Source organism: Paractinoplanes ovalisporus, from assembly GCF_016834655.1.
Taxonomy (GTDB): domain Bacteria; phylum Actinomycetota; class Actinomycetes; order Mycobacteriales; family Micromonosporaceae; genus Actinoplanes; species Actinoplanes ovalisporus.
Genome location: NZ_JAENHP010000013.1, coordinates 169,980 through 191,977 on the forward strand (window position 1 = coordinate 169,980; position 21,998 = coordinate 191,977).

General features: G+C 70.1%; 23 protein-coding genes. 15 read left to right on the plus strand and 8 right to left on the minus strand.

The genetic code is table 11. From position 1 onward, the window contains the following. Positions 1-57: 57 nt before the first annotated feature. Positions 58-270 (minus strand): RNA-binding S4 domain-containing protein, encoded by a 213-nt coding sequence (locus JIG36_RS32020; RefSeq protein WP_203380133.1) that lies wholly within the window; start codon positions 268-270, stop codon positions 58-60. An 80-nt stretch (positions 271-350) separates the two neighbouring features. On the opposite strand from JIG36_RS32020, the gene JIG36_RS32025 reads away from it, so the two are divergent. Further along, entirely contained in the window at positions 351-1,187 is an 837-nt protein-coding gene (locus tag JIG36_RS32025) for a DUF1775 domain-containing protein (protein WP_203380134.1), read from the plus strand. Positions 1,188-1,349: 162 nt separating this feature from the next. On the opposite strand, the gene JIG36_RS32030 is transcribed toward JIG36_RS32025, so the two are convergent. Beyond that, on the minus strand, positions 1,350-2,288 hold the full coding sequence (locus JIG36_RS32030) for an exopolyphosphatase (protein ID WP_203380135.1): 939 nt from the start codon (positions 2,286-2,288) through the stop codon (positions 1,350-1,352). A 154-nt stretch (positions 2,289-2,442) separates the two neighbouring features. On the opposite strand from JIG36_RS32030, the gene zwf reads away from it, so the two are divergent. Next, positions 2,443-3,936, plus strand: coding sequence for a glucose-6-phosphate dehydrogenase (gene zwf, locus JIG36_RS32035; protein WP_203380136.1), 1,494 nt, complete (start codon positions 2,443-2,445; stop codon positions 3,934-3,936). On the opposite strand, the gene JIG36_RS32040 is transcribed toward zwf, so the two are convergent. Then, the gene (locus tag JIG36_RS32040; RefSeq protein ID WP_203380137.1) at positions 3,933-4,403 is read right to left on the minus strand and encodes a peroxiredoxin; all 471 of its coding nucleotides are present in this window, start codon (positions 4,401-4,403) and stop codon (positions 3,933-3,935) included. The genes zwf and JIG36_RS32040 overlap by 4 nt on opposite strands. Positions 4,404-4,543: 140 nt before the next feature. On the opposite strand from JIG36_RS32040, the gene JIG36_RS32045 reads away from it, so the two are divergent. Next, the gene (locus JIG36_RS32045) at positions 4,544-4,876 is read left to right on the plus strand and encodes an STAS domain-containing protein (RefSeq protein WP_133877285.1); all 333 of its coding nucleotides are present in this window, start codon (positions 4,544-4,546) and stop codon (positions 4,874-4,876) included. 31 nt (positions 4,877-4,907) lie between these two features. Here the strand turns inward: JIG36_RS32045 and JIG36_RS32050 are convergent, their stop codons facing one another. From JIG36_RS32050 to JIG36_RS32060, 3 genes are all read right to left on the minus strand, one after another. Beyond that, positions 4,908-6,881 carry a PPC domain-containing protein gene (locus JIG36_RS32050; RefSeq protein WP_203380138.1) on the minus strand — a complete coding sequence of 658 codons (1,974 nt, stop codon included), beginning with the start codon at positions 6,879-6,881 and terminating at the stop codon, positions 4,908-4,910. 105 nt (positions 6,882-6,986) lie between these two features. Continuing rightward, positions 6,987-8,174, minus strand: coding sequence for an MFS transporter (locus JIG36_RS54300; RefSeq protein WP_203380139.1), 1,188 nt, complete (start codon positions 8,172-8,174; stop codon positions 6,987-6,989). Between the two features lie 60 nt (positions 8,175-8,234). Further along, a complete protein-coding gene (locus tag JIG36_RS32060) occupies positions 8,235-9,278 on the minus strand; it encodes an ROK family protein (protein ID WP_203380140.1) in 1,044 nt (347 codons plus the stop codon). A gap of 115 nt (positions 9,279-9,393) precedes the next feature. Between JIG36_RS32060 and JIG36_RS32065 the strand changes: the two genes are divergently transcribed. From JIG36_RS32065 to JIG36_RS32080, 4 genes are all read left to right on the plus strand, one after another. Then, entirely contained in the window at positions 9,394-10,911 is a 1,518-nt protein-coding gene (locus tag JIG36_RS32065) for a DUF1800 domain-containing protein (RefSeq protein ID WP_203380141.1), read from the plus strand. Positions 10,912-10,917: 6 nt separating this feature from the next. Next, on the plus strand, positions 10,918-12,147 hold the full coding sequence (locus JIG36_RS32070) for a DUF1501 domain-containing protein (protein WP_203380142.1): 1,230 nt from the start codon (positions 10,918-10,920) through the stop codon (positions 12,145-12,147). A 186-nt stretch (positions 12,148-12,333) separates the two neighbouring features. Continuing rightward, positions 12,334-13,746 (plus strand): DUF2252 domain-containing protein, encoded by a 1,413-nt coding sequence (locus JIG36_RS32075; protein ID WP_203380143.1) that lies wholly within the window; start codon positions 12,334-12,336, stop codon positions 13,744-13,746. Positions 13,747-14,103: 357 nt separating this feature from the next. After that, a complete protein-coding gene (locus JIG36_RS32080) occupies positions 14,104-14,508 on the plus strand; it encodes a pyridoxamine 5'-phosphate oxidase family protein (RefSeq protein WP_203380144.1) in 405 nt (134 codons plus the stop codon). Between the two features lie 40 nt (positions 14,509-14,548). Here the strand turns inward: JIG36_RS32080 and JIG36_RS32085 are convergent, their stop codons facing one another. Both JIG36_RS32085 and JIG36_RS53545 read right to left on the minus strand, forming a co-directional pair. After that, positions 14,549-14,986 carry a hypothetical protein gene (locus JIG36_RS32085; RefSeq protein ID WP_203380145.1) on the minus strand — a complete coding sequence of 146 codons (438 nt, stop codon included), beginning with the start codon at positions 14,984-14,986 and terminating at the stop codon, positions 14,549-14,551. Positions 14,987-15,665: 679 nt separating this feature from the next. Continuing rightward, entirely contained in the window at positions 15,666-15,788 is a 123-nt protein-coding gene (locus JIG36_RS53545; protein ID WP_268919767.1) for a hypothetical protein, read from the minus strand. A 63-nt stretch (positions 15,789-15,851) separates the two neighbouring features. Here JIG36_RS53545 and JIG36_RS32095 point away from each other — a divergent pair, with 63 nt between their 5' ends. The 8 genes from JIG36_RS32095 (at position 15,852) to JIG36_RS32130 (ending at position 21,887) form a co-directional block, all read left to right on the plus strand. Next, the gene (locus JIG36_RS32095; RefSeq protein WP_203380146.1) at positions 15,852-17,240 is read left to right on the plus strand and encodes a recombinase family protein; all 1,389 of its coding nucleotides are present in this window, start codon (positions 15,852-15,854) and stop codon (positions 17,238-17,240) included. Positions 17,241-17,593: 353 nt separating this feature from the next. Then, a complete protein-coding gene (locus JIG36_RS32100) occupies positions 17,594-17,908 on the plus strand; it encodes a hypothetical protein (protein ID WP_203380147.1) in 315 nt (104 codons plus the stop codon). Next, complete coding sequence (locus tag JIG36_RS32105) at positions 17,905-18,231, plus strand: hypothetical protein (protein WP_203380148.1); 327 nt, start codon at positions 17,905-17,907, stop codon at positions 18,229-18,231. The genes JIG36_RS32100 and JIG36_RS32105 overlap by 4 nt, the downstream gene beginning before the upstream one ends. After that, positions 18,228-19,799 (plus strand): AAA family ATPase, encoded by a 1,572-nt coding sequence (locus tag JIG36_RS32110; RefSeq protein WP_203380149.1) that lies wholly within the window; start codon positions 18,228-18,230, stop codon positions 19,797-19,799. Before JIG36_RS32105 ends, JIG36_RS32110 begins: the two co-directional genes overlap by 4 nt. Before the next feature lie 121 nt (positions 19,800-19,920). Then, positions 19,921-20,274 carry a hypothetical protein gene (locus JIG36_RS32115; RefSeq protein WP_203380150.1) on the plus strand — a complete coding sequence of 118 codons (354 nt, stop codon included), beginning with the start codon at positions 19,921-19,923 and terminating at the stop codon, positions 20,272-20,274. Further along, the gene (locus JIG36_RS32120; protein ID WP_203380151.1) at positions 20,271-20,645 is read left to right on the plus strand and encodes a hypothetical protein; all 375 of its coding nucleotides are present in this window, start codon (positions 20,271-20,273) and stop codon (positions 20,643-20,645) included. Before JIG36_RS32115 ends, JIG36_RS32120 begins: the two co-directional genes overlap by 4 nt. Then, positions 20,642-20,854: a hypothetical protein gene (locus tag JIG36_RS32125; RefSeq protein ID WP_203380152.1), complete on the plus strand. Its 213-nt coding sequence runs from the start codon at positions 20,642-20,644 to the stop codon at positions 20,852-20,854. Before JIG36_RS32120 ends, JIG36_RS32125 begins: the two co-directional genes overlap by 4 nt. A 19-nt stretch (positions 20,855-20,873) precedes the next feature. Next, on the plus strand, positions 20,874-21,887 hold the full coding sequence (locus JIG36_RS32130; protein ID WP_203380153.1) for a hypothetical protein: 1,014 nt from the start codon (positions 20,874-20,876) through the stop codon (positions 21,885-21,887). The last annotated feature ends 111 nt before the right edge of the window (positions 21,888-21,998 follow it).

Here is a 21,998-nt window from a genome sequence, read left to right on the forward strand (position 1 = left end):
TGAGATCGACAGGATGTCAACCTTTCGTCACGCTGCGTCGGGATTCCCCCGAAGGTCCTATGTGGAGGCCACTCGGGCCTGTCGTCCGAAGACCTCGACCACGTCGCCCGGGTGCAACTGGCGGCCCCGGCGGGTGTCCACCTCGCCGTTGACCGACACGTCGCCCGAGGCGATGAGGACCTTGCCCTCGCCACCGGTGTCGATGAGGTCGGCGAGCTTGAGGAACTGACCGAGTCTGATCATGTCGCCGTCGATCGGCACGTCACGCATCCCGCCATCATCCGCCAGGCGTTCAGAAAAGTTTTCCGGGGGCGTTGAACCTTTGGGCCGTGTGATCCGAACTACCCCCCGTGAGGCATTCTCAGCTGGCCCGTCTTGCGGGCGTACCGGTCGTCGCCGCCGCTCTCGGCGCGCTCGCCGCCACCCCGGCCTTCGCCGACGTGACGGTCTCGCCGACGACAGCGGTCCAAGGCAGCGGTGACAACCTCGATTTCAAGGTCACCAACAAGGGCGACAAACCGGTCCACAAGATCAGGCTCCAGATCCCGGAAGACACTCCGGTCGCCGAGATCTACCCGCTCTCGATCGACAACTGGGGTCCCCTGATCCAGCAGCGCAAGCTGTCGACCGCCCTGCCGACGTTGCACGGCGACACCCCGACCACCGAGACCGCCTCGGCGATCGAGTGGACCGCGGCGCCCGGCAAAGATCTCGCCCCCGGCGCGAGCACCGTCGTGCGGATCGCCATCGGGCCGCTGCCGACGCTGAGCTCGATGCAGTTCACGATCTCCACGTCCTACGCGGACGGCAAGGCCGGCCCGGCCGAGCCCCCGGCCACGCTGACCCTGACGCCCGCCCCGGCCGGCGCCGCGGCGCCGGCTGGTCACCACGGCGGCGCCGCCACCGGCACCACGGCCGGCGAGCAGGCCGCCCAGGAGGCGGAGCTGTTCAAGGCCGCCATCGAGGAGGCCGACCGCGGCCCGTCGATCTGGTCGATCGCGGGCTGGGTCGTCGCCGGGCTGGCCCTGCTGGGCGGGGCCGTGGTCATGTACCGCAGCCGTCACCGCGCCGACGACGACACCGACGACTCCCCCACCGAGGAAACCCCGGAGGAGGAGACCGCCGCCGAGGAGAAGGAGCCGGTCACGGCCGGCAGCGGCAACAGCAAGTGGGCCTACAAGGGCTGACAAAGACGCTCCCGCGCTGGTGGACGCGGGACGAAAGTCGTGATGGCGCGCGTGGGGCGCGGCGCACGACCGGCGGATGGGGTCAATGGGCATGACCCACGATCCGCGAACGGGGGGCGGGAGTTTCTCCCGTCCCCCGAGTATCTCCCGCCGCGGGCCGTCTCAGACCGAGACGGTCCGCGGCGTCTTGAGCGCGTCCACGATCTCGCGTTCGACCCGCTCGCTGTCCTCGTGCGGCACCTGGCAGGTTCCGGCCGCGATGTGCCCGCCCCCGCCGTAGCGCAGCATGACCTCGCCGACATCGACCGGCGACGTGCGGTCGAGGATCGACTTGCCGCAGGCGAAGACGGTGTTGAGCTTCTGCCGGCCCCAGATGATGTGCACCGACACCCGCGACTCGGGGAACAGCGCGTACACCATGAAGCGGTTGCCGGCGTGGATGACCTCCTCGTCGCGCAGGTCGACCACGACCACGTCGTCCTCGAGGTGACAGACCCGCCTCAGCTGCTTGACGAACAGGTCGTGCTGCTCGTGGAAGAGGTCGGCCCGTTCCTTGACGTCGGGCAGGGCCAGGATGTCGGCGACGTCCTGGATCTCCAGGCAGGCGTCGATCAGCTGCATCATCAGCTGGTAGTTCGAGATGGTGAAGTCGCGGAAGCGGCCCAGCCCGGTGCGGCTGTCCATCAGGAAGTTGAGCAGCGTCCAGCCCGAGGGGCTGAGCACGTCGGAGAGCGAGTAGTCGGCCGAGTCGGCCTGGTCGACCGCGCGCATCAGGTCGTCGGAGACCTTGGGGAAGCGCGCCTTGCCGCCGAAGTGCTCGTAGATCACCCGGGCCGCGGACGGCGCGTCGGCGTCGATCACGTGATTGTCGAGGTTGCCCTCGTTACGCAACGTCTCCGAGTGATGATGGTCGAACACCATGTACGCGCCCGGTGCGTACGGGAGGTTGGTGAGGATGTCGTTCTCGGTGACCTCGACCTCCCCGTCCTGGACGTCCTTGGGGTGGACGAACTTGATGTCCCCGATCATGTCGAGGTGGCGCAGCAGCACCGCGCAGACCAAACCGTCGAAGTCGCTGCGCGTCACGAGCCGGTACTTCACGAGTCCCCCTCAGGAGCAGACCAGGTACACCCCAGTTTGCCACTTTTGTCGCTGTATTCCGGGTCGCATCGGGGGATGGATGTGAACCTTTCCGGCTCCACGCTGCGTAGAGTTTTCCCGGACGGTCCCAACGGTCGGAGGACACGTAATAACCATGGACAACGCCCCTCAGCTCATTCAGGAGCGCAGCGCCCCGCCCGCCACACTGGTGATCTTCGGCGCCTCGGGCGACCTGACCCGCCGCAAGCTCCTGCCGGCCGTGGAGAGCCTCGCCCGGCACAATCGCCTGCCCAGCCAGTTCGCGCTGGTCGGCGTCGCGCGCACACCGATGGCCGACGAGCAGTTCGCGGCCAGCGCGCTCGGCGACCGCACCCTAACCGACAAAGCCCAGCTTCAGGGCGGAATCCGGTACGTTTCGGGCGGCTACGACGACCCCGACACGTACAAGCGCCTCGCCGAGACCCTCGACGAGCTCGACGCCCAGCGGGGCACGGCGGGCAACCGCCTGTTCTACCTGTCGACCCCGGCCGAGGCGTTCGAGCCGGTGATCCACGGGCTGGCCGGCGCCGGCCTCAACCACGCGCGCGAGGGCTCCTTCTCGCGGCTGGTGATCGAGAAGCCGTACGGCCGCGACCTCCCGAGTGCCCGCGAGCTCGACGCCGTCGTGCACGGGTCGTTCGACGAGCCCCAGGTCTTCCGCATCGACCACTACCTGGGCAAAGACACGGTGCAGAACGTCCTCGCGCTGCGCTTCGCCAACTCGATCTTCCAGCCGATCTGGGACCGCTCCTGGGTCGACCACGTGCAGATCACGGTGGCCGAGACGCTGGGCGTCGGCACCCGCGGCGGCTTCTACGAGCACGCCGGCGCGATGCGCGACATCGTGCAGAACCACGTGCTGCAGGTGCTCGCGCTCGCCCTCATGGAGCCGCCGGCGTCGTTCGAGGCCGAGGGCCTGCGCAACGAGAAGGTGAAGCTGCTGCAGGCGATCCGGCTGCCCACCAACCGTGACATCGCCGACCTGGCGGTGCGCGGCCAGTACACCCGCGGCGGCACCCGCGACGACCTGATGGCCGGCTACCGCGAAGAGGTGGGCGTCGACCCGCTGTCGCGCACCGAGACGTACGCGGCCATGCGGCTCAACGTCGACAACTGGCGCTGGGCCGGGGTGCCGTTCTACGTGCGTACGGGAAAGAGGTTGCCCGCCCGGGTGACCGAGGTGGCGCTGCAGTTCCAGCGGCCCCCGCACCTGCCCATCCCGCAGGACCAGTTGACCGGTCTCGAGGCCGACGCGCTGATCCTGCGCATCCAGCCCAACGAGGGCATCTCGCTGCGGTTCGGCGCCAAGGTGCCGGGGCACTCGTTCCGCGTCCGTACGGCGTCGATGGACTTCTCGTACGAGCAGACGTTCGCCGAGGAGAGCCCCGAGGCGTACGAGCGCCTGCTGCTCGACGCGCTGCTGGGCGACCCGACGCTGTTCATCCGCAGCGACGAGGTCGAGCAGTCGTGGCGCGTGGTCGACCCGATCATCGAGCACTGGGCGTCCGACAACTCGCCCATCCCGACCTATGAGGCCGCCTCGTGGGGCCCGGCCGACGCCGACCGGCTGATCGGGCGTTCGGGCCGGGCCTGGAAGAACAGTATTTAAGCGTTCTTTTTCGCCGCGAGGGCTTCCAGGGCCCTCGCGGCGTGCTCGGTCATGTCCCGCTCGGAGTGGATGACCTCGAGAACGCGCCGGTCGGTGTCGATCACGAAGGTCATCCGCTTCGTGCTGAGCGGGCCCAGCGGCAGCTTGCGCTTGACGCCCATCTTCGACGCGACGGCGCCGTCGGGGTCGCTGAGCAGCGGGTAGTCGAAGCCGTGCAGGTCGGAGAACTGCTTCTGCCTGGCCGGCTTGTCGCGGCTGATGCCGACCCGCTGCGCGCCCGCCTCGCGGAACTCGGCCCCCAGGTCACGGAAGTTGCAGGCCTCGGCCGTGCAGCCCGACGTCATGGCGGCCGGATAGAAGAACAGCACCACCGGACCGTCGGCCAGCAGCGCGCTCAGCCGCCGGGGCACGCCGTCCTGGTCCTCGAGTTCGAAATCGTCGACGACGTCACCCGCATCAAGACTCACAGCAGCAACTTACTCCCGAGTAGCCGATTCGGCCATCAGGGCCCGCCTCGCCTAGGCTGAGACCACACCGACCCCTGTCCGCCCGCTTGATCGATCCCGCACGATCCGCCCCCGCAGCTCCATACCGAAAGCGAAACACCATGCAGGTCTCCGTCGCGCACCACCCGCCGAACACGGCCGTGCTGGTGCTGCGCGGTTCGCTCGACATCGACACCGCGCCCGTGCTCAAGGCGAATCTCGCCCGCCTGGTCGACCGCCCGTCCCCCCGGGTCGTGGTCGACGTCTCCGGGCTGGACTTCTGCGACTCGATGGGAGTCGGCGTGCTGGTCACCGCCCACGGGCGGGCCACCGAACGCGACGGCTGGGTGCGTCTGGCCGCGCCGTCCGGCTTCCTGCGGCGCCTGTTCGACACCCTGGGCCTCACCGACTATCTGGCCCTGTTCCCCGACGTGGAAACCGCCCTGAAGGACTAAACCCCCCAGAGCGGTTTCCCCGTACGGGGATTTAGCTGGTTACGCCGAAGACGATGCGGCCCAGCGTGTCCTCGGTGCCGACGAAGCCCTCGGCCGGCAGGAACGTGCTGTCGCCGAAGTCGACGTCGACGTCATCGGCCGTGCCTCCGATGTTGTCCGGTCCGACGCCGAACAGCGTGCCGAAGCCGGTGCCGCCCGCGTCCATCAGGTTCGGCAACTCGTCCTGGTTGTCGGTGTGGAAGTTGCCGAAGAAGTGCCCGGCCTCGTGCGCGATCACGTTGCTCAGGCCTTGGGCGACGAACGCGAGGCGGTCGCTGGTGGGCCCGAGGTAGGTGTTGAGCGAGGCCGGCGTCGAGTCGGCGGGCGAGCTCAGCACGTCGAGCAGCACCAGGGCGGTCTCTTCGGTCTCGAAGTTGCCCGGGTCGATGCTCTGCGCGATGCCGATCGTGTCGATGCCCGACTCGTCGATCGTGCCGCCGACCACGACCCGGCTGACGTTCGCCTTGCCCCACTGGTCGGCGTTGTTCTTGCTGTCGGCAATCTTGATCTTGAACTTGTTGTTCAGACCGCTCGCCTCGAGGTCGTGCTTGATGTTCTCGGTGACCCCGGCGACGACGGCGTCGATCAGGGCGTCCTCGTCGGCGCGGGTCAGGCCCCAGCTGGTCAGGAAGGCGGCCAGCGGGCTGAGGTCGCGGTTGCCGGCGCCGCCGAGCACGGCGGTGTTCACCCGGGCGCCGTCGAAGTCCAGGTAGAGCGTCTGCACCGGCTTGGCGCCCTGCAGCACCGGACGGTAGGCCTCGACCGTGATGTCGTACGCCCCGGAACCGGTCGCGACGCCGACGTAGTGCCAACCGGCCTTGGTCGCGACGTAGTCGGTCACGGCGTTGCCACCGGCCGGCAGCGGCGAGTCGGCCGGGTAGATGAAGGAGGCGTCCTGACGCGAGCCGTGCGCCTCACGCGGCACGGTGTCATAGACGGTCAGGTACGTCGCGGAGCCCTTGACCGAGGAGCCGATGACATCGCCGGCCTTGAGCTTGACGGCGAAGAAGTCCTGGTCGACACCGGCCGAGGTGGCGGTCAGCGTGTACGGGCCCTCGGTGGGCGGGGTCGGGTCGCCGATGCCGCCGCCGCTGCCCGAGTCGAACGGGTCGGCGGGCAGGCCGCCGTACGCCGCGACGGCCGCATAGAAGTCACCGGTGGCGGGCACCTGGTACGTGATCTTGCTGTCCAGGCCGCCGAAGTCGTCGTTCACCGCGAGCAGCGTGCCGTCCGGGGCGAACAGCTGCAGCACCGTGTCCAGCGGCCCGGTCGGGGTCGCGGTCTGGACCGTCAGGGTCTTGCCGGCCTGCGCGGTGATCTTGAAGAAGTCGAAGTCGTTGCTGCCGTCGCCGGTCTGCCGCCCGTGCGGGCCGTCGCCGATCTGCGAGTTGATCACGGCTCCGCGCTGCGTGCCGACGCCGATCCCGGTGGCGCCCGCGAGCGTGATCGAGCCGTCGTCCTCGGGCGCCGGGGCGACCGTGGGCGTGCTCACCGTCTCGTTGTCGAGGCTGCCCAGGATGCGGAGCTTCGAGAACTGACCCGAGCCCGTACCGTAGCCGGTGATCCGTTGCGCGTTGACCGGGATGTCGTTGCCGCCGGAGGTGCCGGGCAGTTCGTCCTCGTCGACCACCACGGGTGGGGTGGCCGCCTTGGCCGCCTTGCCCGCCGCTTTCTGGGCGCTGAGCCGGGCCGCGGCCTTGGCCTGGGACTGGGTCTTCATGTAGTTGACCCAGCCCGAGTAGTCGACCTTGGCCGGATCGGCCACCTCGGCCAGGAACGGGTTGGGTCCCTTGGGTTTCGCCCCGTACGGAGCCTTGGGCGCGATCCCGACACCCGCGGCGAGCGAGGCCTGGTCGGCCGGGCTCAACGGGTCACCGGACGGCGACGGTTCGGCGTGTGCGGCCCCCGGCGTGATCAGCGCGAGGCCCAGAACGGCCACGGAGACGGTCGCGATGCTTCTTCGCATCAATTTCCCCCTTCAGCCCATCGGCGGCCCCCCGGCCGCGGACGGCACGACCGACGCTACTGAAGAAGATCGTCAATATCTATAAATGTCGATGATCCGTAACGGTTACTTACCAATCACCGTGGGTGCCGCGATCGCCGGGGCGGCCGGCAGATGGCGCAGCGCACGGACCACCGGCAGCGTGAGCAGCAGGCCCAGCACCGGAATGAGGAACGCCAGGCGCAGGCCGACCGGCTCGGAGAGGGCGCCCAACAGCACGGCCCCGAGCAATGCGCCGCCATAGTTGAACAGGTTGACCCGGGCGATGACCTCGTCGCTGCGACCGGCGGCGGCCTCACCGGCGGCGCTGAAGGCCAGCGGGATGAGCAGGCCCACGCCCAGGCCGGCCAGGGCGAACCCGGCGATGGCGACCGCGATCGAGGGCACGGCGGTGACCAGGCCACAGCCCAAGGCGCAGATCAGCAGGGCGGCGGTGACGGCGGTGGTGCGGCCCAGACGTGGCACCAGGTGGTCGCCGGTCAGGCGGGACAGCAGGACGGTGGCCTGGTAGGCGGCGTAACCGAGCGGGGCCACGGCGACCGGGGCGGCCAGGGAGTCGTCGAGATAGATCGAGCTCCAGGTGCTGATCGCGGAGTCGGCGAGGAAGCCGGTGAAGACGAACGCGCCGCAGACCAGAATGATGCGCCGGGTTCCGGTCCCCGTCACGTGGGCCGGATGATGGGCCGCCACCGTGCGAGCCGGTTCCAGCGCGTGCCAGGCCGTCACCACGTACGCGAAAGCGAAGAGTGACGCGACGCCGACCGCGACCGACGCGCCCGCCCCGCCCGCCGCGAACGCGGACATCAGCAGGGCGGCGATGATCGCGGCGGCGGTGTAGGCGGCGAACAGGCGGTTCATCACGCTGCGGCCCAGGCGTGCCTGCACCAGCACGCCCTGCATGTTGAGGCTGGCGTCGACGGCGCCGAGGCCGACGCCATAGATGATCAGCACCGCGCTGAACGCGACGACCGGGGTCCGTACGGTGATCAGCGCAAGCGCCACCGCGACCGTGAGCAGGCCGCCCGCGAGGGCGAACCGGCTCCCCCACCGGGCCGCGACCTTGTCGGCCACCACCGAGCCGCCGGCCGCCGCCACACAGACCAGCAACAGGATCACCGAGACGTACGTGTCGTCGACGCCCTGCCGCTCCTTAAGCTGGGGCAACGCCGTGACCAGGGCCGCGTAGCCGAGGCCCTGCGCCGCATAGCCGCCCGCGACCCAGGCCGCGCGGCGACCCCCGGTCACCTCTCCCACCGACGCCTCCCTCGATCAGGCAGGCAGTCATGATGGGCCAACCGGCTTCCGGCGGCAAGATCAGCCGTTCTGCACCGCTTCCAGCGCGGCCACCGCGGCGCCCCGGGCGCCGGCCATGTCGAGGTCGGCCACCAGCGCGAACGTGGCCGCGGACTGCTGCTCGGCGCGCAGCTGGGTGTTCTCGCGGACGGTGTTGAGGAACCACTGCCGGAACTTGGGCGCCGCCTCGACCACGCCGCCGCCCAGAAGGTAGGCGTCGGGGTCGGTGAAGTTGGCGGCGATCGTGAACAGCTTGCCGATCGCCTTCGCCTGCTGCTCGAAGACCGCCAGGGCCAGCGGGTCCTCCTTCTCGGCGTACGAGCGCAGCTGTTTGGCGGCCTGAGGCAGGGGCTCGGCCGCGAGCGGGTGGTCAGGGAAGCGGGTGAGCCAGTAGGGCAGCAGGTTCTTCTTGATGCCGGTGAGCGACGCGATGCTCTCGACGTCGCCGGTGAAGCCGCAGTTGCACTCGGGGACGGGCTGACCGACCTCGAGCACGCCGTGCAGCGGGATCTGCACGTGGCCGAGCTCGCCCGCCATGCCCGCGGCGCCGCTGACCACGCGGCCGTCCTCGACCACGCCGCCGCCCAGGCCGGTGCCGACGATCGCGGCGACCGACGACTTGGTCATCGCCTCGGCGCCGAAGAGCCGGTGGTGCGCGTAGAGGGCCGCCGCGTTGGCGTCGTTGAGATAGAAGACCGGCAGGCCGATGCGGGCCTCGAGGGCGCTGCGGATGTCGAAGCCGTGCCACGAGACCATGCTGAAGTTGGTCGCGCCCTTCGACGAGATGACGCCCTTGGCGCTGGCCGGGCCGGGCGTGTCGAGCCCGACCGCGCGCACCAGCGTGAGCGGGGTGCTGGTCAGGTCGAGGATGTTGTGGAAGGCCTCGGCGAGCTGGTCGATCGCCGACTCGGGCCCGTCGGTCACCAGGCTCGGATTCTCGACCAGATTGTCGACCAGATATCGACCGGTCGCGTCCAGAACGGTGGCGTTGTTGCAGGTGCCGCCGTTGTCGAGACCGACCACAACCCAGGACGCGGGGGTACGAACCGATTCAACCTGATCCACAGGCTTGAGCGTACGTCCGACTTCGCCCCCGCGGTACGGGTGCGGGCGGATTGCGGGTCCGTTAGTCATGGTTGCAGGGACGACGGACGGGCACGCGCGGGTCGAAGGGTCGGGCATGACGACCCGACGCACGCTTCTCGCCGCCGGTGCCGCCACCGCTGTCGCTGCCACTGTTCTGGCCGCACCCGCCGAGGCCGCTGCTGTTTCCCTCGACGCCGCCTCTCTCGTCAGTGCCGACCCGATCGCGCACCTGGTGCGACGGGCCACGTTCGGCCCGACCCCGGAGTCGCTGGCCGAGGCCCGCAAGCTCGGCGCCGTCGCCTGGCTCGACCGCCAGCTCGATCCCACCAAGATCGCCGACCCGGTCTGCGACGAGCTGATGGCGCGCCTGCCGCTGGCCGGCGCGAGCATCGCCACCACACGCTCGAAGCTGGCCAAGAACTCCTACGACGGGTTCAAGCAGCTCGGCCGGGCCGCCGTCGCCCGCGCCGCGTGGAGCAACCGGCAGCTGTTCGAGATGACCGTCATGTTCTTCGCCAACCACCTGCACGTGGCCGCGCCGTCGAGCCAGACGTGGGACAGCCGCGCCGACTACGACGCCCAGGTCATCCGCAAGTACGCGTTCGGGCGCTTCGCCGACATGCTCAAGGCCTCGATGAAGCACCCGGCGATGCTCACCTTCCTGGACAACCGCTCGTCGACCAAGGCCCACCCCAACGAGAACTACGCCCGTGAGCTGATGGAGCTGCACACGGTCGGTCTCGTCTACTCCGAGCAGGACGTGCAGGCCGGCGCTCGCCTGCTCACCGGTCTCACCGTCAACAAGACCACCGGTGCGTACCTCTACGACGGGTCCAAGCACGTGACCGGCGCGGTCGAGATCCTCGGCTTCAAGCACGCCAACGCGACCGCCGCCGTGGGCGAGAGCGCCGCCCTGGCCTTCGCCGACCACCTCGCCATGCACCCGGCCACCGCGCAGCGCCTGGCCACCAAGCTGTGCCAGCGCTTCGTGGCCGACGTCGCGCCGGCCTCGCTGGTCACCAAGCTCGCCAAGGTCTACCTGGACAACAAGACCGCGATCAAGCCGGTGCTCAAGGCCCTGTTCACCTCGCCCGAGTTCGCGGCCGCGATCGGGCAGAAGACCCGTACGCCCATCGAGGACCTGACCGCCACGATCCGGACGCTCGGGCTGGGACCGGAGAAGTCGGGCCTGCAGCTGCTCGACGCGCTCTACAACGGCCTGGTCTACGCGGGCAACGCGCCGTTCCGGTGGGCCCCGCCGAACGGCTACCCCGACGTGGCCGCGGCCTGGGCCTCGCCGTCCGGTTTCCTGCTGCGCTGCAACAACCACCTCAACCTGGCCGCGGGCTGGTACCCGAGCTGGTTCACGCGGCCCGCCGACATGCTGAAGTCGCTGGTCCCGACGCTGCCGGGCACCTACGGCGCGCTGGTCGACGCCCTCGCCACGCGCCTGGTCGGCACCAAACTGCCGGCCCAGCACACGGCCGCCGTGCTCAGTGTCGCGGGCAAGCTGCCGACCAGTCCTCTGACCGCATCCGACAAGTCGCTCGCCGGCCACGCGCCATACCTGATCGCGCTGGTCCTCGACGCGCCCTCGTTCCAGCTGAGGTGATGGAAGATGTTTGACTGCGGCGAAACGACCCTGTCCCGGCGCGGGCTGCTCGGGGCGGCCACCCTGGCCGGTCTGGCCGGGGCGGGTGTCTCGACCCAGCTCGCGTACGCCGACGCCGGTTACACCGGTGACACGCTGATCGTGCTCTCGCTGCACGGCGGGTTCGACGGCCTGTCGGCGCTGGCCCCGATCGGCGACACCGACTACTACAAGGCGCGCCCCACCATCGGCGTGCCCAAGGCCCAGGTCATCGCCGGTGACGGCATGTTCGGCCTGCACCCGGCGCTGGCCCCGCTGCTGCCGCTGTGGAAGAGCGGCCAACTGGCCGGCGTGCACGCGGTCGGCCAGTCCAACCCGACCCGCTCGCACTTCGCGGCCATGGAGGCGATGGAGAACGCGGCGCCCGGCACCTCGATCCGCAGCGGCTGGCTCGAGCGGATGCTCGGCGTCAGCGGCGCGTCCGGACCGCTGGCCGGGATCTCGGTCGGGCACGCCATGCCGGACCGGTTGTTCGCCGGCGCCACACCGTCGGTCTCGATGTCGTCGGTCGACAAGTTCACGCTGGCCGGGGAGTCGGCCAAGCGTCCGGTGGCGGCGGCGCTGCGTTCCCTGTACGCCGACGCGCCCGTGCTGCTGTCGGGGCCGGCCCTGGCCGCCGACCGGGCGTTGACGGCCTCCACCGGTGTGCGCGCTACGGCGTACACGCCGGCCGCAACCTATCCGGCGACCGAGCTCGGCAACGCGCTGCGCGACGTGGCGCGCCTGGTCAAGGCCAAGGTGGGCCTGGCCGCGGTCTCGGTCGACTGCGGCGACTGGGACATGCACGAGGGGCTGGGCACGGCGGCCAAGGGTCAGCGCATGTACGACAACCTGAACGAGCTGGCGCTGACGCTGGCGGCGTTCGCGGCCGACCTCGGGCCCGAAGGGATGAAGTCGGTGACGCTGCTGACAATCAGCGAGTTCGGGCGGCGGGTGCAGGAGAACGGCTCGCGGGGTGCCGATCACGGGCACGGCAATGCGATGCTGCTGCTCGGTGGGGCGGTCAATGGGGGCAAGGTCTATGCCAAGTGGCCCGGGCTGGCGCCGGGGGCGCTGGTGGCCGGCGACCTGGCGGTGACCACCGATTACCGGTCCGTGATCGGCGAGATTCTGCAGAAGCGGTGCGGCTTCGGATCGCTGGCTCAGGTCTTTCCGTCGGTGTCGCCGTCGTCGTTCGGCCTCGCTGCTGCACGCTGACGGGCCGTCGCCGTCGACGTTCGGCCTCGCTGCTGCACGTTGACGGGCTGTCGCCATCGACGTTCGGCCTTGCGACCGCGCGCTGACACCTCATGTTACGAACTTGTTAACCCGTCGGTGTGGTCCTTGAAGAGGGGAGCTTCCCGCCTCTAGTTGATCTAGTCGATCAGCCTTAGGGTGGCCTTGATGGAACCTGCAACCGGGCATGTCGTTCTGGGCGACGCCAGTGACGAGGGCTTCGCCTCACTCCGGATGCCGGCCCGCCCGCGGGCCGAACGTTACGAGCTGGGCCGGTCCTTGCGCGAGCGGTCACACCGGTCCGAGATGGCCTACTGGAACGCGCCGCACTTCCGGGTCGACCCGGTCACCCAGATCATGCACGCCAACCAGGGGCGACAGGCGTGGCTGGTGCCGGTCCGGATCGGGCGGATGATCCAATCCCCGTACGCGTATCTGCGCGGCTCGGCCAACGTCATGGCCGACGACTTCGCCTGCCTGCCCGCGACCGGCATCACCCCGGTCATCTGCGGCGACACCCATCTCGGGAACTTCGGCTTCTACGCCTCCCCCGAACGCGAGCTGGTGTTCGACCTCAACGACTTCGACGAGGCACACCCCGGCGCCTGGGAGTGGGACCTGCGGCGGCTCGTGGTCAGCGTGCACGTGGCCGGCCGGCAGAACGGCTTCAAGGAGAGCGCCTGCGCCGACGCCGTCATGCACTGCGTCGAGGAGTACCGGGAACAGATCGGCCACCTCGCTGACCAGCCGCTGTTGGCCCGCTCGTTCAACCAGATGGACGTCGAACGTCTGCGCTCGGCGGCGTCGCGGGCCAGCTTCCGCGACGAGATCGACCGAGCGGCCCGGCGGGCCCGCCGCCGTACCAGCGACCGCGCGCTGCCCCGCTTCACCGAGCGCCGCGACGGCACGGCCCGGCTCGTCGAGGAACCGCCGCTGATCACGAGGCCCAGTCCGGTCGAGGTCGACCAGCTGGCCGAGGCACTCGACGGCTACCTCAACACGCTGCCGCCGCACTGGGCGCGGATCCTGGCCGGCTACCGGATCGTCGACATCGCGCACAAGGTGGTCGGCGTCGGGTCGGTGGGACTGCTGGCGTACGTGGCGCTCTGTGAGGGAAGCAGCCCTTCGGACGTCGTGTTCCTGCAGCTCAAGCAGGCCCGCCGCTCGGTGATCGCCCGGCACCAGCACGGCGACGCGGCCTGGCACCGGCACCAGGGGCAGCGGGTGGTCGAATACCAGCAGGCCCTGCAGACGGTGTCGGACCCGCTGCTGGGCTGGGCCACGGTCGGCGAGACGCAGTTCTACGTACGGCAGTTCCGCGACATGAAGGGCGCGATCATCGTCGAGGACATCGACGCCCGGGCGCTGGCCGACTACGCCGGGATCTGCGGTTACCTGCTGGCCAAGTCGCATGCGCGCACCAGCGGGGCCTCGATGATCGCCGGGTACATCGGCGGGAGCGACAAGATGGCGGACGCGCTGTGCCGTTTCGCCCGCACCTACGCCGACCAGGTCGAGAGCGACCACGCGGCGTTGGTGGCCGCCGTGCGCCAGGGCATCCTTCCCGCCGAGGTCGCCTGACCTGGGCGGCTCTTTGTACGGCAAATCACGGGGCGGCGCCCTGTGGACATTCCGATTTGCCCCCACCGTGAGGCGTATTTTGAGGCCAGCCCCCGGGTGGGAGGGGTAGGGCTGGTTGGATCCCCGCCTGCCCTCGGCTGATCATGCTCTGCGCGGCGGCTGACGTTCGGGTGCCTCTGACTCCGAGCGTTCCTCCTACCCATGTCAGGCGTCGCCTCGTCGCGCGTGCACTCATCGGGCATTCCCTCCGCGCACGCCTTGGTCGCGCGTGCTCTGTTCTCTTGCGGACCCCGGCGGGACCTTTGATGATCATGCCGCGCATGATGGGTGGATGCGTGTGTTGAAGATGGTCGGTCGATGAGCGGGCGCGTTGACATCAGCAACCGCGACTTGTCGGAATTTTGGGCAGAAAGACACCTCTGCACCTTTACTACGCTGCGCGCGGACGGCTCCCCGCACGTCGTGGCGGTGGGCGCGACCCTGGACCCCGCGGCCGGCCTGGCCCGCGTGATCTCCTCGGCGACGTCGGCCCACGTGCGACACGTCCGCAAAGGCCAGGCGCGGGTGGCGATCTGCCAGGTGGAGGGGCCACGCTGGACAACCGTCGAGGGCCTCGCGGTGATCCGGGACGACCCTGAGGCGGTGGCCGAGGCCGAGAAGCGCTATGCGGCCCGCTACCGTCAGCCCCGCCCCAACCCCGCGCGCGTGGCCATCGAAATCAGCGTCACGAAGATCCTCGGTTCGAGCACCTTCACGGCCTGAGCAGCCCCGAGGCAGTCGCGTCGGGATTGGCGGCGGGCGATCAGATGCGGCCGTCGGAGGTGAAGGGGCCGACCTTGGCCGGGAGGACGAGACCGGCGCCGGCCAGGGACATCAGCAGGTCATGCAGCTGGCGGCGGGTCATGGTCTCGTGCGGGCCGAGTTCCGGATGGGGCAGATCCAACGCCCGGGCGGCCTCGATCGCCCGCGTGCCGATGGCGGCCTCGACGGCCCAGAGCCGGTGGGCCCGCATGGCGAGGTGCGCCGAGGCGGTCAGCTCGTTGTGCAGCTTCAACAGCCGGCGCAGATCGGCGGCCAGCTGTTCGATAGGCGGCCCGATCGGCTGCGGCGGATGCGGCCGCACCGCTTCCCACCGTGCGGCGATGACCGCACACCACTTAGGCGCGTAGATCACCACCGCGCCGAGCAGAGTCGGTGTGGCCACGATCAGGGCAAGCTTCCCCATATCCCAGAAGTCCACTGGTGCTCCCTGCGAAACGGCAGACAGGCCGTATCTCGACGATCCGCCCACGGCGAACCACCGTCAACCCGAATGCCACCCCCAACGCACACCACGTGCGCCGTCCGCAAAACCCGACGCCGCGCCACACCCACCGACCGGAGTTTCGCCCATCCGAAGCCCGGCGTCACCGTCAGCTCAACCCGCGCACCGAACGGCTTGAAACCACTGGCGCGCCCGCAGGCAGATTCCACGAGGCGCGCAGCGCGGCGCCACTCACAGCTCAGGTGCGGACGCGACGTGAGTGCAGGTGGCGGTCAGGGCCGCGACGCCGGCACGCCGCACGATCCGAAACGCCGCACGATCCGGGGTCGCGACGCAGGCCCGAACTCGGCGCGAGCCCGACTCGGCGCGAGCCCGAACGCGGCGCGAGCCCGAACGCGGCGCGAGCCCGAACGCGGCGCGAGCCCGAACGGCACGAGCCCGAGCCGGAACAGCGCGAGCCCGAACGCGGCGCGAGCCCGAACGGCACGAGCCCGAACGGCGCGAGCCCGAACGACGCGAGCCCGAACGGCACGAGCCCGAGCCGGAACAGCGCGAGCCCGAACGCGGCGCAAGCCGGAACAGCGCGAGCCGGAACGCAGCGCGAGCCCGAACGCGGCCCGTGGGCGCCGACGGGACGCGACGCTGGTACGGCGGGTCAGCGGATGCGGCCTCGGGGAACCAGGCGGGTGATGGGCATGGGTGGGGGTGGCAGGGGCGGGCCGTCGTAGCCGTGGACCTCGCCGAAACGTGGGGTGTGGTCGGACCAGTCGGCTCGCATCTGGACTATCTCGTCGTGGTCGCGGGCTACGAAGTTGCGTTCTTAGACTGCTAGATTCGAGCCATGCGAGCAGGCGTGTACGGGCGGCAGAGCAGTAACAAGGCTAAGAGCATCGCCGAGCAGATCGACGCTGGTCACCAGGTGATCGGCGATGAGGGCTGGACCCATGCCGGGGACTACTCGGACGGCCGTTCGGCCTCCCGCTACGCCACCAAGGGCCGCGATGACTGGGCTCGGGTCCTCACCGACGTGCAAGCCGCCAATCTCGATGTACTGATCTTGTGGGAGTCCAGCCGGGGCGACCGCACTGCCGAGACGTGGCTCGCGTTCCTGTCCGATTGCCGCCGCGGCAAGGTCCGGATCTACGTCATCAAAGATGAACGTCTATATGACCTGAATAAGGCCCGTGATTGGAAGACGCTCGCCGAGGACGGGATCACCAGCGCCTACGAATCCGAGCTGTTGAGCCTGCGCACCAAGCGGGGGCACGCGGGCGCCGCTGCGGCAGGACTGCCCCCCGGCGGCCCGGTCCCGTACGGCTACGCCCGCCAGTTCGACACTGAGACCGGCAAGCGCCTCGGATGGGTGCCCAAGCAGCCCGAGGCCGCCAACGTCGTCACGATCTTCAAGAGGGTCGGGGCGGGTGATCCGATCATGCGCATCGGCAAGGATCTCGGCCTGACGACCAACGCCGTTCGCCGTATCGCCCGCAACCGGCTGTACCTCGGCATCCGCGTGCACAACGGCCGCGAGCACAAGGGCACCTGGGAGTCTCTTGTCACGCCCGCCGCGTTCCGCGACGCGCAAGCTGTGCTGAGCAACCCGGACCGGCGGATCACCCGTCCCGGCCGGCAAAAGCACCTGCTGAGCTACCTCGCCGTGTGCGCCGTGTGCGAGGCGCCGATCGAGCAGGCCGTCGGCTTCTACCGGTGCAGCGTGAAGCGGTGCGTCTCGGCGCCGTTGGCGGACATCGACGCCATGCTGACGAAGATCTTCCGGGAACGCCTCGCGCGGCCCGACGCCCTGCGCGCCATGGCCGTAGGCGACGAGGACGCCGCGCAACGCGCCCAAGACGAGGCTGACCGGCTCAAGATGCAGCTCGCGGAGTGGGAGGCGATCGCCAAGCGCGGCAAGGACTCCCCGGCGCGGGTTGCGGCCATCATGGCGGGGCTGGAAGACCAGATCGAAGGGCTTGAGCGTGAGGCACGAGCGGCGAGGCTGCCCGCCGTGCTGCGCGACGTGCTCGACGACCCCCACCCGAATCTGACGGCGAAATGGGACAACGCGACCGTCGTGGGTCGCAGGCAGATCGTGAAGGCCCTGGCCGATGTCCGGATCGGAAAGGGCCTGCCGGGGCGTACGCCGGACATCGAGCGCGAGCACCGCGCGTTTCAGCGGCTCGCCCCCTCCCGTTGGCATGGCGACCCGCTGACGTGGGGCGTTCTCGAATAGGTGACCGCGCCCACAATCGCCCCGGCTAATTGCGGCCGGGGCGATTTATTTTTGCCCTCGGAATGGTCGGCAAACCTATTAGGTTTTGTATTCCTGAGCAGCGTGGACGGTCGCGAACTAACAGGAACCTAGCAGCTACCTAGCAGGCTGACCTGCGGAAACGCGCCATCGACGGGTTGACGGCCATCCCGCGAAGCAGCTAAGTTTTCGGCGACGTCCGGCGGTGAGCGGTTTTGACGCCCGTCGGGTACGCCCGCGAGGGATGTATCGGGTCACAAGGTCGGCCAGACGCAGAATGCGAGTCGAGCCATAGCGCGGGGTGACGCCTGCTGCGGAGCGCGAAGGACGCGACCGTGACCCCCAAGCCCGTCGTGCCGAAGCTGCCCCTGCGCGGAAAGCTCGCCGACCCCGAATTTCGCCTGCTGCGGAGCGCGAAGGACGCGACCGTCACCCCCAAGCCCGTCATTCCCAAGCTGCCCCTGCGCGGAAAGCTCGCCGACCCCGAATTTCGCCGTGAGCGCGCACGCAAGGCTGCCGCCGCCCGCACGACGCTCGACTCGCACATCAGGGCGATCGTCGACCGCGCGCCCGAGCTGACCGCCGAGCAGGCCGCCACGCTTCGCGCGGCCCTCGGCGAGCCTGGCGACGGCCTCAAGGCGGCGGCGTGACCACCTCGCTCATGGAAAGAGGCCGCCCGCACGCGGACGACCTCTCAACGGGGTTCCTGATCCCCGAACAGGCTACCGCAGATTGCCGCGGGTGCCTCGGCCGCTCGATGCCGACTGTCGGCGCGACGTACGACAATCACGCCCCGGTCGGGCCGCTGTGCGCGGACTGCGTACGGGTTGCCGGCGACGGTCGGCGGCCGGTCGTCGTGCAGCCGTGTGACGGCTGTTTTGACCACGGGCCGGCACGCCTGCTCGGCCGCGTCGCCTACTGCGCGTTCTGTGTCGTCACCCTCGTCGGCCTGCACGCCGAGGCAGCGACATGACGACCTGCGCCACCTGCACCGCTGAGGACGACCTCGCGCCGGTCCCCGGCGACGACGACCCGGGCAAGGTCTACTGCCCGCCCTGCGGCCGACACCGGACCGGTGGGGTCAGGGCCGAGCTCGGCAATCTCGCGCTTCGGCTCGAACCGGGCGAGTACGACCGCATCCGGATCGCGGCCGAGTTCAAGGCCCGGGAAGAGCTCGCCGCTGCCGTTGCCGCGCAGGCGGCCGAGGCGGGACGCCTGGCGCCGGAGTTCCGCGTCGCGGATCACGTCCTCGACTTCGGGGGCCTGCTCGCGATGCCGGATCCCGAGCCACTGATCGACGACGTGCTCGACCTCGACAGCACCAACTGGATCATCGGTCAGCCGGGGTCGTTCAAGTCGTTCGTTGCCCTTGACTGGGCCTGTCACGTTGCGACGGGCCTGCCGTGGCAGGGCAAGGAGGTGCGCAAAGGCCCGGTCTTGTACGTGGCGGCGGAGGGTGCCCGGGGCCTGCGTAAGCGGGCGGCGGCATGGGCCAAGGATCGCGGCCTGTCCCCGGGCGGTCTGCGCGTGCTGCCGATGGCGCCCGAGGTGGTCGTGCGCGGCGCGTACGGCGCGCTGTGGCGGTCGCCGCAGTGGGCAGCGGTCATCGAGTTCGCCCGGGAGATCGGCGCCGTGCTGATCGTGCTGGACACGCAGGCCCGGCTTTCGGACGGGCTCGACGAGAACGACGCGGGGCAGATGGGTGCATGGGTCAAGCAGATCGACGCGCTCAAGGTGGCGACCGGCGCGGCCGTTCTGACCGTGCACCACACGACCAAGGCGGGAATGGTCGAGCGCGGCTCGGGCGTCGTCCGCGGCGCCGCGGACAGGACGTGGATGGTCCGGAAGGAGATGCTGACCGCCTACCTGACGCTGGAAAAGTCGAAGGATTCGGACGACCTCGGAACCATGCCGCTGCTCATGAAGGTCGTCGACCTCGGCAGCGACGAGCGCGGTCGGCCGGTCAGCTCGCTCGTCGTCGGGCGGGAGGTGCTGCGGCCTGCTGCCGGCGGGCCGGGAATCTCGATCATGGAAGCCATGCGCCAGCGCGAGCGCGACTCGCTCTCGGTTGAGCGTCAGCGCTGGATCGTCCAGACGTTGTTGCAGCAGGACGACCCCGGCCGGGGCAGCACGAGGGCGGACCTGTGGCGGGCGTACTGCGACCTGTCCGAGTCGCTGCCGAAGGACAGCCCGGGGCGGATGGGCCGCACGGTGTTCTTCTCGGTGATCACGCAGTTGCTCACGCCGCGCGAGGATCCGAACAGGCCTGGCGAGACGTACCAGATGGTCTATCTGGCGGCCGGCGGGCGCCTGACGCTCGACGACCCGAGCGGCGGGCAGTCCGGCAAGGACCGGGGCATGGTCGAGCGGATGCTCGCGGCAGATATCGGGCAATCCGCCGCGTCCGCGCCGTCCGTCCGCGAGCTGCGGACGAGCCTGACCAGCGACTTTAACCCCTTCAGGCCGGACTCGGCGGAACCGCCTCCGGACGGAAAAGTGAGCAGAACTCGCGTCCGCGACACCCTCGCGGACAGCCGATAGGCAAGCGTCTATACGAGCTGGTCAGAGTCGTCCGCGAATTGTCCACTGGCCGCACCCCTTAAGGGGTGCGGAGCGCGGACGGCGGACGGACACGAAACCGATCCATTAGGGAGAGATAGACATGACGCAGGAAAGTAAGCCGATCGTGCCGCAGGCATACCCGCTGTTCGCGGCAACGGTCTTCCGCGCGGGCAACCCCAACGGCACGCCCGCCTGCCAGCGCGAGCCGCTGGCCGAGGACGTCGCGGTCTCCAGGGTGATCGCCTGGCGGCACGAGGACGGCGCTGTGCCGGTCCCCGTCACCGTCGAGCACGGCCAGTTGCTCGGCTACGGCTTCACGCTGTTCGAGACGGCCTCGGCCGCCGAGCGGCAGGCCCGCCACGACCGCGACCGGCTCGCGGCGTACAGCGCGGCGCACGAGGCGTGCGACGACGTGTGCCTCGTCGTCGCCGAGCAGGTCGAGGCCACCCGATGACCGCCCTCACCCTCGCCCCGGCCGGCACGCCGCGCCTTCCTGGTCACCTCGTCGAGCCCGACGACGACGAGGTGCGACGCGACTTGCATGCATGGCTTGCCGTTCCCTGTGCGCACTGTCGCGTCTGGCACATGCACCCGGCGGGCACCGCGCGCCGCCGGACGTACGTCCCCGGCGACGTCACGTCTCGCCGTGGCCTGTGCGACGGCTACCCGGACGGCTACGACGTCGTGGTGCAACGCAAGCCGCTGCGCAGCGCGTGGTGCAGTCCGCACAACATGCGCGTCACATCCGTCTACCGCTGGCCCGCCGAGTTCCTGCCGGCGGCCGACCTGACCACCCGCACCAACACAGAGGAGAAAGCAGCATGACCAGCAACGACACGACCACCACGACCGCGACCGGCGCCGACGAGGACGCCGTGCAGCTTAGCCCCGAGGGTGCCGAGGCGCTGGCGGCCCTGCGGTCGCTGCCCGCCGACGAGGCCGAGGTCGTCCTCGCGGCCTACGCCGCTGCGCCCGAGGCCGACGACGAGGAAACCGACCCGCTCAAGCTCGTCGCCAACGTGCGGCGCGGCTGACCAGAGAGGACAGAAGATCATGAGTGGAGAGTTCATCCTCGACCGCAGGTTCGCCGAGCGCTGGCAGGCCGCCGGGCTCGGCGGCGAGCTCGTCGACATCCTCGACGGTCACAGCAAGCGACGCGCCGAACTGCGCGAGCAGGAGGACGCTGACCGGACCGGCGCCCGCAAGAGCGAGCGCGACCGGGTGCGCTCGCTGGTCACCGGGGCACCGGCCAAGGCCAAGATCGCGACCCCCGGGCCGGGATGGGACTTCCGGGCCGCGCACCGCGAGATCGACAAGGCCGCCATGCGCGCCGTACGCGACCTCGGCGACCGGCTCATCACCGAGCACCTCGCCCCGGCGTACGAGGCGCTGCTCGACGAGGCGGCCGACCTCGCCCCGTTGGTCGACGGCCTGCGCAACGACAGCGACGTCGTACGCCGGTCGACGAGCGACGAGGCCCGCGAGGCGTGGCTCGTGCTCGGCGAGCTGTGGACGCGGCGCGAGCGCCTGGTCGAGCTGCTGTGGGCGCTCGTCAGCGACCGGGCCGTGCCGCTCATCTTCCGGCGCGAGGGCGTCAACGAGGAACGGCTCTTGCGCTTCCCTAGCCGGGGCCTGCCGCCCGTGCGGTTCGGCACGGTCCCGGCGTACGACTCCCGGGCGCCCAAGCCGTCCGGCGCGCGGCTCATGGCCGACCTCGTGATCGACGAGCACGGCCGGCACCCCGGCATCTTCACTGCCGGCGAGGCCGCCGCCAACGCTGATCAGGATCTCGCCGAGGCGGCCGAGGCCCGCGAGGCCGCCCTCGCCGAGGAGCAGGCGGCGTGGCGGGCAGCGCGGGATGCGCACCGGGCCAAGCGCGACGAGCGCCTTGAGGTCGAGCGCGCGACCGAACAGCGGCTGTACGAGGAGTCGTACCGCGATTCGGTCGAGCACGCGGCGTTGCGGGCGCACCGCGCGGGACGTACCCCCCGTCGAGCCGAGGCACCCCCACCCCTGCTCGACGGCCTCCGGTCCGGGTACCGGGGTGGCTCGCCGGACGCGGCATGACGGCGGCGGCCGTGAGCTGCGTGCTGCTGCCCGTACCTCACTGGCGTGTGCGCCGTATGCGCCCGCGCCACGCCTGGCGCGGGCGGCGAGCCACGCGCCGATGACTGACCG

What these genes read in the sequence shown, in the direction of transcription:
- JIG36_RS32020 (WP_203380133.1), bottom strand. Translation starts at nt 270, where the DNA reads ATGCGTGACGTGCCGATCGACGGCGACATGATCAGACTCGGTCAGTTC.
- zwf (WP_203380136.1), top strand. Translation starts at nt 2,443, where the DNA reads ATGGACAACGCCCCTCAGCTCATTCAGGAGCGCAGCGCCCCGCCCGCC.
- JIG36_RS32045 (WP_133877285.1), top strand. Translation starts at nt 4,544, where the DNA reads ATGCAGGTCTCCGTCGCGCACCACCCGCCGAACACGGCCGTGCTGGTG.
- JIG36_RS32050 (WP_203380138.1), bottom strand. Translation starts at nt 6,881, where the DNA reads ATGCGAAGAAGCATCGCGACCGTCTCCGTGGCCGTTCTGGGCCTCGCG.
- JIG36_RS32065 (WP_203380141.1), top strand. Translation starts at nt 9,394, where the DNA reads ATGACGACCCGACGCACGCTTCTCGCCGCCGGTGCCGCCACCGCTGTC.
- JIG36_RS32070 (WP_203380142.1), top strand. Translation starts at nt 10,918, where the DNA reads ATGTTTGACTGCGGCGAAACGACCCTGTCCCGGCGCGGGCTGCTCGGG.
- JIG36_RS32075 (WP_203380143.1), top strand. Translation starts at nt 12,334, where the DNA reads ATGGAACCTGCAACCGGGCATGTCGTTCTGGGCGACGCCAGTGACGAG.
- JIG36_RS32080 (WP_203380144.1), top strand. Translation starts at nt 14,104, where the DNA reads ATGAGCGGGCGCGTTGACATCAGCAACCGCGACTTGTCGGAATTTTGG.
- JIG36_RS53545 (WP_268919767.1), bottom strand. Translation starts at nt 15,788, where the DNA reads ATGCGAGCCGACTGGTCCGACCACACCCCACGTTTCGGCGAGGTCCAC.
- JIG36_RS32095 (WP_203380146.1), top strand. Translation starts at nt 15,852, where the DNA reads ATGCGAGCAGGCGTGTACGGGCGGCAGAGCAGTAACAAGGCTAAGAGC.
- JIG36_RS32110 (WP_203380149.1), top strand. Translation starts at nt 18,228, where the DNA reads ATGACGACCTGCGCCACCTGCACCGCTGAGGACGACCTCGCGCCGGTC.
- JIG36_RS32115 (WP_203380150.1), top strand. Translation starts at nt 19,921, where the DNA reads ATGACGCAGGAAAGTAAGCCGATCGTGCCGCAGGCATACCCGCTGTTC.
- JIG36_RS32120 (WP_203380151.1), top strand. Translation starts at nt 20,271, where the DNA reads ATGACCGCCCTCACCCTCGCCCCGGCCGGCACGCCGCGCCTTCCTGGT.
- JIG36_RS32125 (WP_203380152.1), top strand. Translation starts at nt 20,642, where the DNA reads ATGACCAGCAACGACACGACCACCACGACCGCGACCGGCGCCGACGAG.
- JIG36_RS32130 (WP_203380153.1), top strand. Translation starts at nt 20,874, where the DNA reads ATGAGTGGAGAGTTCATCCTCGACCGCAGGTTCGCCGAGCGCTGGCAG.